Annotated in this window: 7 protein-coding genes; all 7 read right to left on the reverse strand. The window is 53.6% G+C overall.

Features of this window, described 5'->3' with window-relative positions; translation table 11 throughout:
- Nucleotides 1-36 precede the first annotated feature (36 nt).
- Nucleotides 37-1,068: a sugar phosphate isomerase/epimerase family protein gene (locus tag GJJ30_RS23985; RefSeq protein ID WP_154177726.1), complete on the reverse strand. Its 1,032-nt coding sequence runs from the start codon at nucleotides 1,066-1,068 to the stop codon at nucleotides 37-39.
- Between the two features lie 117 nt (nucleotides 1,069-1,185).
- Nucleotides 1,186-2,391, reverse strand: a complete 1,206-nt coding sequence (locus tag GJJ30_RS23990; RefSeq protein WP_154177727.1) for a class I mannose-6-phosphate isomerase — start codon at nucleotides 2,389-2,391, stop codon at nucleotides 1,186-1,188.
- Nucleotides 2,392-2,405: 14 nt separating this feature from the next.
- Nucleotides 2,406-3,467: an aldose 1-epimerase family protein gene (locus GJJ30_RS23995; RefSeq protein WP_154177728.1), complete on the reverse strand. Its 1,062-nt coding sequence runs from the start codon at nucleotides 3,465-3,467 to the stop codon at nucleotides 2,406-2,408.
- Between the two features lie 115 nt (nucleotides 3,468-3,582).
- Nucleotides 3,583-4,377, reverse strand: coding sequence for a 3-keto-disaccharide hydrolase (locus GJJ30_RS24000; RefSeq protein ID WP_154177729.1), 795 nt, complete (start codon nucleotides 4,375-4,377; stop codon nucleotides 3,583-3,585).
- Nucleotides 4,378-4,463: 86 nt separating this feature from the next.
- Nucleotides 4,464-7,157 carry a c-type cytochrome gene (locus GJJ30_RS24005; protein WP_154177730.1) on the reverse strand — a complete coding sequence of 898 codons (2,694 nt, stop codon included), beginning with the start codon at nucleotides 7,155-7,157 and terminating at the stop codon, nucleotides 4,464-4,466.
- Between the two features lie 85 nt (nucleotides 7,158-7,242).
- Nucleotides 7,243-10,194, reverse strand: a complete 2,952-nt coding sequence (locus GJJ30_RS24010; protein ID WP_154177731.1) for a glycosyl hydrolase — start codon at nucleotides 10,192-10,194, stop codon at nucleotides 7,243-7,245.
- Nucleotides 10,195-10,300: 106 nt separating this feature from the next.
- Nucleotides 10,301-11,806, reverse strand: coding sequence for a RagB/SusD family nutrient uptake outer membrane protein (locus GJJ30_RS24015; protein ID WP_154177732.1), 1,506 nt, complete (start codon nucleotides 11,804-11,806; stop codon nucleotides 10,301-10,303).
- Nucleotides 11,807-11,818 lie beyond the last annotated feature (12 nt).

Consider the following 11,818-nt stretch of genomic DNA (forward strand, 5'->3'; position numbering starts at 1 on the left):
AACCAAAACCCAAAACCGTAAACTATAAACCATAAACTACTCTGACCATCCGTGCTGGTCGCGGACTTTGATGAGGGCCGCCAGGATATCGTTCCAGGTCTGTTGTTTATACATAACCTCGTTCGGGAACATACAACCATCCCAACAAATGTGTTTGAAGGCTTTGGTGAGTTCGCCATTTTCGTCACGCAGCCAGTAGCCCGCATCTTTGGCAATGTCGAGTTTGCCGTTCGGATCCGTCGCCAGACAGTGCCGACCGGTTTTGTCGTGCGATCCGGTTCCGTGAACGGTTCCGTCGTTCTGAGCCACGTGGAAGTCGATGGTCCAGGGGCGCAGGGCCGCCGTCATTTTTTTCAGACCTTCTTCCAGGGCAGCGCGGTCGCTCCAGTCGAAATCGGCGGGCAGAATGCGGTCTTCGGGACTGTTGTAACCCAGCATGTACAGCAGGGTGTGGGACATATCGGCCTGGAAACCCATGTTCGGGCGATCGACAGCCGCCAGCGTATCGATCATCGTTTTCCAGCTGTGCATACCACCCCAGCAGATTTCGCCTTCAGCCGCCAGTTTTTCGCCGTATTCAGCGGCTACATCGCAGGCTTCGCGGAAGGTTTCGGCAATCAGTTTGGTGCTGCCCGCCGGGTCTTTCGACCAGGTTTCGGGTGAGCTGGCCGAGTCGATGCGGATGACGCCGTAGGGCCGGATGCCGATTTCTTTCAGGTATTGACCGTATTGGCAGGCTTTGCGCACCATGTCGACAAAAACCGCCCGGTCTTCCTTGCTGCCCAAAACCGGTCCGCCCCAGATCGGAGCCACCAGCGAACCGATGACCAGACCGTGCGCGGCCACTTTATCCGCTAATTTTTTAGCCCCTTCTTTCGGGTCATTGATGTCGATGCTGGGATCGAAAAGGCCGACATCGACGCCGTCGAACTTTACACCGTCGACTTCCGCAGCCGCCGTCAGTTCCAGCATGGTATCGATCGGAATCAGCGGTTCAGAATCTGGACCTTTTCCCACCACACCCGGCCAGGTGGCGTTGTGGAGCTTGGGGAAACTATTTGTGCTCATGATGAAATGTTGGTTTAGAGTTTTTCGGAACTTGGTTTTCGGTATACGGTTTTCGGTAGCTGGCGCATGAAGAATAACGCGTCAGCCAACCAAAAACCGTATACCGAAAACTGTAAACTATAATACTAAATCCGGGTTAGCCGGGCCGAAGTGTTTCAGCATGACAATCGGGTCGGTCGTCGACGGGTTGACGATGGTAACCCCTTCAACGGCGGCTTTTTCGCTGATGAAAAATTCGTCGTTGGTCAGTTGACCGTAGCGGATCAGGGACGGGGTTTCGATGTCCCAAACTCCCATTTTGCCGTGTCCCTGCATCACGATAATCCCGTAAGCGGCACTGTCTTTGATCGTAACGGTTTGGCCCGGGAAAACCGTCAATTCCTTGGCGCTGAACGCGTCGGATTTGTAGCAGACCCAGACTTCGCTGTAGCCTTCGGCGGCCATTTCGGCCGAATCTTTCACCGGTTTTGGCACCATGTAGCGGTTGGCCATCATCTGCGGATCGACGTTCAGGTCCCAGTCAATGGCTTCCATCAGTTGATCATAGTCGCCAATTCGATCTTTCGGCGTGCCGTTCCAGAGCAGTTCTTCCGGAATAATCGCTTCATTGACAAGTGATTGGTACATCGCAAAAACGTCTGACGCTTTTTGCGGCTCGTACGTACACAAACTGCCCGGTGCGTGGAGCAGCCCGGGGGGAACATCCCAGCCCGTGCCGGGCTCCAGGCGGTACGCCATCGAGTAATTGGTGATCTTGTTATCGCCTTTGGTGAAATTCTGCAAACACTCCTTGATCTGTTCTTTGCTCGTTCCCGGCGCAATGCCGATGAACGTATAGGGGAAATCACCGCCGTGATTGTTCAGTTGCGGGGGAAAATAATAGGCCTCCGGTTTGCCCAACTGCCCGATCAGGGCAGCCTGCTCGTCGTTGTGGTGGAGGTGGTGGGGGAGTGGCCCCATGTTATCAAAAAACTTGGAATACATCGGCCAGGCCCCGTATTCATTCCACAAGCGGTCGCCAATCAGCTCACCTTTCAGCTCGTCGATGGCGTCTTTCAACAGAATTTTTTCTTCGGTCGTACCATCCGAATAAACGACTTGGCTCAAACCTTCGTTTTCGCCGGTCAGCGGGCCGTTTTTAGCGGGCGTCGTCGACGACAACCAGCGTTCGTCGATGCCACCGCGCTCACCGCCCAGTACGTAATAATCATCCGGATGCAACTTAATTCTCCGTCCGGGAACACAGAATGACCGCGGTACCCAGGTCGGAGCCAAACGCAAAATTCCTTTTCCCTGTTCAAGGGCTTTCTCTGCTAAACTCATTTTTCTCGTTGTTTTTAGTCAGCCAAATTTAAAAAATGTTCGATTTTATCGGAGGTATTCAGGATTTCAAGTTCCACATCATAGCTGCGGCTTTCGCCCGGCGCCAGGAAAATCAACTCGTTCCGTTCCCGGGCTTTGGCCTGGCCCATCGGCGGGTGGGTGCCGGGTTCGATTCCCGTTACGTATTCGCCCGCGCCCCAGTGTTGCCAGTTGGTCAGCCACGGAAGCTGCGATTTCTGAAACCGCATCGCCAGCGCAAAACCGAGTTGGGCATTGTACAAACCGGCCGTACAGGTTCCGCTGTCGTCCGGAGTGGCGTCGATAATAGCGACTTCTTCCCCAAAACCGCTGTGGCTTTCCAGCGGAGCCGGGCATTTCCGGAAGTTATTCCCTTCCACAAAAATGAAATTCTGCTGATCGGGATGCCGGGGTTGCCAGGGGCCTTTCCAGATCAAATCGGTGCCTTCGTCGACCAGCGGCCAGCCGAAATTGAAGTGGTACAGCAGCATGTGCGGAGCGGGCGTGTTGGCCCGGTTGATCACCTCGTCGTGAATCCGGATGGTCGGCTGCCCGAGCGTGCCGGAAATCGTCCGGCGTAATTCCAGACTTGGACCGAAAACCCGCGTCTGGCGGATAATCCCGGTAATGCTCATGTCCATCTTGCCGATGGCCGGATCGGGCTGGATGATGGATTCGATTTCGGCCGGAATGTTGCTGATTTCGCCGTGCAAACCGCGCTCGCCGTAGGCGTCCGACTCCGGCCCGCCCACGTGCGTGAGGCCACAGGTGACCAGCAAACCGCCGTTGAACGTCCGCAGCCAGTCGATTCCCTTATCCGAAAACGGCTGCGGGGTTGTAATGCCGGAATGGCTCAGCCAGGCCAAACCGTGTTGATTATAAAACGCATCGGCGATATCCATCGCCCGGTCGATCACCACTTTGTAACGTAATCCGGTACCGGTATTGATCCAGGCAATCCGGGTACCGCGACCGGCGCCGTTGTCCAGCACGGCGGTTTCAATTCCGCCCCACTGCGCCGGATGAGAAAGTTTGCTATGCCAGTTTTGTCGTGTCAAATCTGAGTTGGTTTACGGTTTTCGGTTTTTGGTTTACGGTCTCTAATGCATTCGATATTAAATAAGAATGCGTCAGCTACCGTAAACTGAAAACCGTAAACCGAATACGGCAATATTATTTTATCTCCTTCAGCATCAGGTTCCGGTATTGCACCTTCATCGGCGGGCCGACGTGTACCTGAACGCCCAGCATCCCTTTGGCGGCTCCGTTGACGGTATCTTCGTCGGTTACATCGCTCATGAGAACGCCATTGATGTAGTGTTGCAAATGGTTGCCTTTCACGATGAGATGAAACGTGTTCCAATCCGCTGTCTTAATTAAAGTCTTTAACGAGTCGGAACTACCCAATGAACCGGTTACCTTCAGGCCATTCCAGGCATTCTTGCTCACATTGGCTCGGATTCCTTCCGGCGTGGCGGGTCCGGTGAACGGTGCAATCGTCGTTTTCTGACCCCGGTACGCTAATGTGGTCCGTTTCCGTTCTTCGTAATTCTGACCCGTATACCGGTTTGCCCCGTCAATGTCGGCCTGGTAGCCCCGGAGCGCGAAAGGAATGTCGGTTAGTTGTTCGCTGCGGTAATTGATACCGGAGTTACCGCTTTCGGTAATATTAAATTCGCCTTTCAGCTCGAAATCCGCCGGTTGACCGCCTTTCCAGATGATAAAATTATTGGTTTTGAGGAGCGTTGTCGGGGTAATTTCACCTATCAGAACCCCGTTTTCGGCCCGCCAGTACGTCGGGTCGGCATCCCAGCCATCCAGGTTTTTGCCGTTGAATATCGATACAAATCCTTTGTCCTTCTTATTTTTTTTACCCTGCGCAACGGAAGTTGTTGCCAGACCGCCTGTCAGGATGGCGGCCAGTACCAATCCCGTCGGTAGAAACTTCAGAACTCTTTTTTTCAACATCGTATTGTCAATTTTGTACGCTGGAATTTTTACAAAAACGAAAAACCGTCATTCACATTTCGAGCATGAATGACGGTTTTGGTCAATTACTTATCGCCTTTTGCCGCTCCGCTACCGCCTTTGTACACGTCGTTTTGCGGATTGCCACCCGCTTTCAGGTACGCCAGCAGGTCTTTCAGTTCTTCCGGGTTCAGGGCGTTGATCAAACCGGGTAACATCACGGATTCCGACGAGTACTTGGTGGAAGTAACGTCTTTCTTCGGAATTTTCCGGGTCTGATCGGGCGCGAACGGGTTCTGCGAAATGGTGTAATTCACCTTGTCTTCCGACAGCAACCGGCCCAGCACCGACTGTCCGTTTTTCAGGTAGAAGATCGTGGACGCGTACTGATCGGATACGGTTTTGTTCGGATCGATAATGGCCTCCAGCATGTCCTTCGTCGTGAATCGGGAGCCGAGCTGCGTCAGATCCGGGCCGATGTCACCGCCTGAACCCTGAATGGCGTGGCAACGGCTGCACAGCACCGCATTGTAGATTTTCTTGCCCTGATCGAAATTCCGACCCGACAGTTCCGTCCCGGCGGCTGCTACGGCGTTTTCGAGGGTCCAGCGACGACCTGGTCCTTTGGGCGAAAAATCACCCGCCAGGTCGTTTCCGGAACCGGTTAATTTATCCGCGCCGGAAAGTTTGTTGTATTGCTCAAACTGATCTTTCGGTACGTGCGCGAGGGCCAGTTTCCGGGCTTTGTCGATAAAACCGATGTAACTGCGACCGCCCTGATACCCGAAAGCTTTGTCAAACCATTTGAAATAGGTGTTCCGTTGCTCGGTGGTCCAGCCGGTTTTGGCGCTGCTCAACATCGTGGCGTAATAGGTCTGTTGCGCTGGCGGCAATTTTTCCAGCATTTTCGCAATGTCCAGACCGTATTGCGGGTTACGCAGAATCAGGTCGCTGGAAGCCGTTACGGTTTGTCCGCCCGTCGGACCAACGTCTTCGTTGTTGCGGGCCAGCAGCGTCAGGGTTTTACCAACCACGCCCGGTGCTTCCAGCGTAATCAGCAGTTTGCTGTAAGCGCGGTTCAGATTCGGCGTTTTGGCCGGATAATTCGGGTTCAGATAGGCAATCAATTTCGCTTTGTCGGCGTCATCCGGCATCCCCGTGCGGGTAATCACCAGTTCCATCGCCCGCAAAACGTCCAGTTGCTGTTGTTCGGTCAGCGGTTCCAGCTTGATTTTCAGCAGCGAATTGAACATCTGGCTTTTCAGCGAAGCGTCTCCCTGATGCGTCAGGGCAATGATGGCGTAAGTCGAGCGAACCGGATCGGTTTCGGCCAGCGCTTTTGCCTGCCACTCGGCAACCGGCTGGTGTTCGATAGCAACGCGGGCGGCATAGCGAACAAACCGGTCGGGGTGGTTCAGGTGCGGCCAGGCGGCAGCAACCGCACCGGCTGCGGGACCAAACTGGTATTGCTCCAGGCTGGTTCTCAGCTTGGCCTCCGGCGTTGGGGCAGGAGCCTGATTAGCAGCAGCCGTCGATTCGGAGCCGGTATAGGTCACGCGATACAAATCCGATTCCAGCCGACGTCCACCCGCCAGGAAGTAAATAGCCCCGTCCGGACCAATCATTCCGTCGGTCAGCGGCAGGGGAGAACCGGAGATAAATTCTTCACCCGTGGCCGAATAAGAAGCCCCTTTGGGAGTCAGGTGAACGGCGTACATGATCCCGAAACTCCAGTCGAACGCAAAAACCGCCTTCTGGTATTTGGCCGGGAAACGACCTCCGCGACCGGCAAAAACACCGGTTGGCGAGCCCTGACCCATGTTCAGCACGGCCGGTAAACAATCGGCGAAAGTGGGCGACCAGTTGGTTGCCGCCGTCCGCCAGCCGAATTCTGCACCACTCGTGATGTGGCAGATACGGGTTGGTTTGTACCAGGGCAGACCGAAATCCCACTCCATATCGGAATCATAACCGAAGATGTCACCCGCATCGTTGAACGCAAAATCGAAGGTATTCCGGAAACCACCGGCGATAAATTCCCATTTTTTACCATCCGGATCGACTTTCGCCAGCCAGCCGCCCGGCGCCATCCGATCAGCCGCGTGGCCGCGTGGGTCTTTGATTTGCGGGAACAGGTTGTCTTCTTTCCAGACGGGCGGCAACCGATACGCATCCATTTTCGGAATGTCGGTGAAGTTACCGCACATGAAGTAGATCGATTGCTTGTCGGGCGACAAAACCAGGCTGTGCGGCCCGTGTTCGCCTTCGCCCTGCAGCTCGCGAAGCAGCGTGATTTTATCAAACTGATCGTCGTTATCGGTGTCCTGCAAACGGTACAAACCGCTGCCTTTTTTGAACGCCTGGTCGCTGCGGTGGTTCACCATGACGTACAGACTGTTGAACGCGTACAGCAAGCCCTGCGCGTAGCCCATGCCAACCCGCGACGTATCGCCTTTAATACTCAGCTTTTCAACCTTTGGCTTGGCCGACGAACCCAGCGGGGGCAATTCCAGCCGGTATAAAAAACCGTATTGATCCGACGTAATCATCCGGCCCTTGTTGTCGAAGGTCATCGAAACCCACGAACCTTTTCCATCCTCGGAAGGACTGTACAAATGTTCCGCCTTAAAACCGGGCTGGAGTTTGAGCTTGCCGACTTTGGGGTCGTCGGCTGCGTTCTTGTCTGTTCCCGAGCCCTGCATCGTGACCCAGGAGGCCCCGACCAGAACAAGTGCTGAAACAGCTAGTACGAGTTTGGCTGTGTTAAAGCGTGAAAGCATAATGAAGTAGATAAAGGTTTAATAATGTACTGTTACTAATCGACTGAATACCACCGGTAACAAGCCGGTTTTTAAATTATATTCGTTATTGTTGACTGTTCCGGCTAACGCCCAGAATCCGCACCGGCCCGGCTAATCCCGCCGGTAGTAAAGTGTTTTCTTTCCCTTTGAACTGCGCATACTTGTTATTTCCCTTGACGGCTTCGCCAATAAAGCCATTCCGGCGGGATGTCGTGACCTGTACTGTCAGGTTATTTTCACCCGGTTTTAGGAATTTGGTAACATCAAGTTGATAAGGTGCAAAGAGTCTTTTTCCTACTGATTGATTGTTGACGGTTACATTTGCCGTAAAAAACACCTTCCCCAAATCCACAACGTACTGAATGGCCGGGTCAACGGTTTTTACGTTGAAGGTTGCCGTATAAACGCTTTCGTCGGACTTGTATTTCAGTTGATCGTTCAAACGCCAATCCAGAAGCTGACTGTTTTTCAGGCTGACGTCGCCAACCGTAATGTTCCAGGTACTGAGCTTCAGCAATTCGCTGGTTTTGCTGGTCAGCGTGGGGTCCGGTGCCGAGACCAACGCGGCCGCAATTGGCGTTTTGACTGATGCATACAACATCACCGAACCGTACGGGGGTAATTCATAGCTGATGGCCTTGCCGGTTGCGGTTTCAATCTTGCCGTTTTCGGGGTTGAGCCAGTAACCCGACGTAAACATTCCGTCCAGATTCAGTGCTATCGTTTGCCACTGATCGGTTTTATTCCAGATGAATTTGAGCTGGCTGCCGTCCTGCATCAGCCGGGTAATCTGACGCGAAAAATCCACCGGTTTGGCAAACCGGATCGACTGGCGAATGCTGGCGACGGCGGTTTCGTCGAACCCGGTTTTGGTCGTTTTCTGCTGCCCGACTTCGTTCATCAACTGCGCCGTCTGCTGATCATTGGCTGCGTAATCCAGGAACGAAGGCTGTTTCTGGGGTAGTTTCCCGACGGCCCAGATCGGTAAGCCCTGTTTGCTCAGCGCATTGACGTGTTTCGCGCTGGCTAGGTCAATGTAGGGCAGGTTGGCCAGAATAAGGCCCTGATACTGGCTTTCGTTAACCGTGAGTTTCCCGTTCGCGAACGTTGCTTTCTGCAAAGATTCGTCGTTGACAAACTCCCAGGAAATGCCGTTCGCTTCCAGCGCATTGACGGTTTTCCACAATTCTTTATACCAGGTATTGAGAGGGGTTTTGGGCGCTTCAAACGTACCGAACGCGCCAACCTCCTTCGGTTCAACGCCTTCAAAATAACCGCGATACAGAATTTCGTTCGGATTCAGGGCGAGCTGGTCTTCCGAAAAATCGTTGAAGGGCATGTAAATCAGCACATCGGTCTGCGGTTTTCCAGACCGGAGGGCGTACTGACAACGCGCCAGATACTGGTTGACGGTTTTGATGTCTTTCCAGAACGGGTCGGACTCGTTCATTCCCGTCGAAAAATTGACGAACGCATTAAAGGGCGACGACCAGGTGTTCCAGCCCTCTTTGCCGTATTCGCCGGGATTGTATTTATAGGGCGTTCCGTGGTAAATCAATTGGTTGATTCCGCAGGCAAACGACTTATCGGCCCAGACTTTGATTTTCTGGGGCGTGGTCATTTCGGCCCGGAAAATGGAGACGAACGACTCCTGCGTGATGACCGGTTTGTTGTACAGGTGCGCGCCCGATGTCACCAGTTTCAGATAACCTTCCGAACCTTCAGCAAACAGTTGCTCGGCTTCCGGAATGTCGGCGGCTCCGGCGGCCCCGATCACATCGATCGGAAAACCGTAGGCCTGCGTGCGGTGGAGCATGCCGCGTTTTTGCATCCAGCCATCGCTCGCTTTGATGAAATTGGTTTTGAAAACCTCGTTGACGGCAAGGTCGTAGTCGTGCATCAACCGCCAGCCTTCCGTGATATTGAAGGTGAACGGCGGTTTCGCGCCTTTGTACATACTTGCCAGGTAGGTCGGGTGGTTGTAGCCTTTCTGGAAAACCGCCCCCAGGTACGGCGCAATGTCGTAGCCGTTTTTCTCCCTGAACACCTTCAGAAAATCCGGCGAAATAATCCGGTCGGTATGAAATTCGTAGCTGTCGTTGAAAACCGCCCGCAGCGGTTTTCCGTAATAAGCGGGCAAACCGGTTCGGTCGCCCAACAGGTAATCGTAGGTTTTGTCGACCACGACCGGATCGAGGTGATCAATGACGTAGTTGGTTTTTGATGAAGCAATGAGCGACGGTTTTTCGCCGGTCGGAATCGACCAGGCGGCAACGATGCGCCAGTTTCCACCGGTCGGAGCCTGCCAGTTGAGTTTCCCGCCCGAAACTTTGTCGGTCAGGTCCACAAGGGATTTCGGATCCAGAACGGCTTGATTGTCACTTTTACCGGTTTCGCGGGCAGCAATCACACTTTTCAGACTGGCCCATTCCGGTTTCACGGGATTCTTTTGCAGCATCATCGCCAGCATGCCCGTCGGTTTGCCGTGGGCTTCCTGCGGTCGGGGCAGTTCGCCCGAAAACGTTTGACCGCCCGCCAGACTGGTGTCGGTGATGGCGAGTGTTTTCATGCTTTCTTTCGGATCAAAAAAAGCACCACCCAGCGGCCAGCCGCTTCCGCCGTTCATGTCCACGACGACCTCCGACTGCTGCGCCTGCTGCATGATCGCCCGCAGGTGTTCGTAAAAAGAGGGGGTATCCCAGCTATTGACCCGATCGACCTGCGCTTTGGGAGCGTTTGGATTGGTGCCCATCGTGAGGGGCTGTACTTCGACACCGGCGAAACCGTTGTCGGCCAGTGTTTTAATTTCGCGCTGGAGTTCTTCGCTCGTGATGTCGTTGCCGGGCAGCCACCAGCGGGTAAACGGGCCAAATGCCCGGGGCGCTTTTTGAAAGGTTGATGCGTCGAAGTCAAAATACGGAAACCATTCTTTGGACTCAGACGACGTTTTCGGTTCCGGCCCGCAGGCTAAACCGGCCAGACTGACCAACCCAATGATTAACGTACTTTTTTTCATAAAGCCAGGTGAGCAACTAAAAATCGTATTGACCAGCGATACGTAAAGCGAATAAAAAGAGTAAAAACCCGACCGGTTTTCGGAAAAACCGGTCGGGGTAAGACCATTAAAAATTGGGCGTCAAAGCGGCTTCAACGGCGGGCAAACCATAGTAGTCGTCCAGAACCGTAAAGGCGTTTGGTGGCGGAACGGCTCCTTTCGGGAAGTAATAATCCAGCGGATTGGCCTTCACTTTGGCACCGTACGCACCGATGATTTCCTTCACGCGTCCCGTGCGGGTCAAATCGAACCAGCGTTTGTTTTCAAAGGCCAGCTCAACGCGTCTTTCCTTGAAGATGGCTTCCCGCATCGTAGCCTGCGACGTAGCCGTTGTAGCGGCCAAACCGGCCCGGGCCCGTACCTGATTCAGGTAGGTCGCGGCATCAGCGGTTTTTCCCTGCTCGTTCAACGCTTCAGCCAGGAACAGCAGCACTTCCGCATAGCGATAAACCGGCCAGTTCTGGCCCGTGTTGTTATGCAGCGAGTGCGGCCGAACGTATTTTTTGATGTACGGATACACCTTGTTGTCCCGCAGACTCTGACTCAGCGTTACGTAACCAATCGAAATATCCTTCCGTTTGTCACCGGCTTCGTAGGCGGCAATCAGATCCGGCGTCGGAATGTTGTTACTCTCCTGCGAAGTAGGCTGCGCATTCGAGGTTCCGGTAAACGGTTGCAACTCAGCCGCGGTGATCGGCGAAGGCATGAAGCGGTACATCTGGTTACCGTTGTAGCCCGCTGATCCTTCCATATACTGAATCTCAAAAACCGACTCCTGGTTGTTCTTGTTGGTAGCCGTGAACGAAAAGGCGTTGTTGTAATCGGGCATCAACATATAACCGTCGTTAGCCACAACGTCCTTCAGCACGGTTTCCGCCTGAGCCCATTTTTTCTGGGTGATGTACAGGTTTGCCAGCAGCGTTTTAGCCGCCCCCGAAGTGGCGCGACCTGCTTCCTGTTTTGCCTTGTTCAGCAGCGATTTACTGGCTTCCGTCGCATCTTTTTCAATCTGCGCGTACACCTGATCGGCCGTTGCCAGCGGTGAAGCGGCATCTTCGCGGCTGGTGACCGGCGTTAAGTGCAGGGGAACTTTACCAAACAGGCGAATCAGATCAAAATAGGCAAAGGCCCGCAGAAACTGCGCCTGTCCTTTCAAATTGTTCTTTGAATCGGCGGCAAAATTGATCGGATCGATCGTTGTCAGGATTTGATTAGCCCGGGCAATGATCTGGTAATTAAGGCGATACTGCACCAATACGTTATCATTGGCCGTTACACCGTTGGCCGTTGGAACCGCAAAATCGGCTACGTTTTCCGTGGCATCAACGGCACCATACAGGGTGTTCCGACCATAGTAGGTATTATCGGAGTGCATCTCCTCCAGAACCCACGCCCGTTCGTTAAACATCTGCCGAAGCGGTGCATAGGCCGCATTGACGGCCTGCTGAAAGTCAGCTTCTTTGGAGAAAAAAGTGGCCGAACTCAAAGCGGTTTCGGGTACAACAACTAAGAAATCTTTGCAACTGCTTAAGACAAAAGCCATAAGCCCGGCTGCGATATATTTTGTTTTCATTCCTGATCAGAA

It is taken from the genome of Larkinella terrae (assembly GCF_009668025.1).
GTDB classification, from domain to species: Bacteria; Bacteroidota; Bacteroidia; order Cytophagales; family Spirosomataceae; genus Larkinella; species Larkinella terrae.

Coding starts and splice junctions, on each gene's coding strand:
- GJJ30_RS23985 (WP_154177726.1), bottom strand. CDS start 1,068: ATGAGCACAAATAGTTTCCCCAAGCTCCACAACGCCACCTGGCCGGGT.
- GJJ30_RS23990 (WP_154177727.1), bottom strand. CDS start 2,391: ATGAGTTTAGCAGAGAAAGCCCTTGAACAGGGAAAAGGAATTTTGCGT.
- GJJ30_RS24010 (WP_154177731.1), bottom strand. CDS start 10,194: ATGAAAAAAAGTACGTTAATCATTGGGTTGGTCAGTCTGGCCGGTTTA.
- GJJ30_RS24005 (WP_154177730.1), bottom strand. CDS start 7,157: ATGCTTTCACGCTTTAACACAGCCAAACTCGTACTAGCTGTTTCAGCA.
- GJJ30_RS24015 (WP_154177732.1), bottom strand. CDS start 11,806: ATGAAAACAAAATATATCGCAGCCGGGCTTATGGCTTTTGTCTTAAGC.
- GJJ30_RS24000 (WP_154177729.1), bottom strand. CDS start 4,377: ATGTTGAAAAAAAGAGTTCTGAAGTTTCTACCGACGGGATTGGTACTG.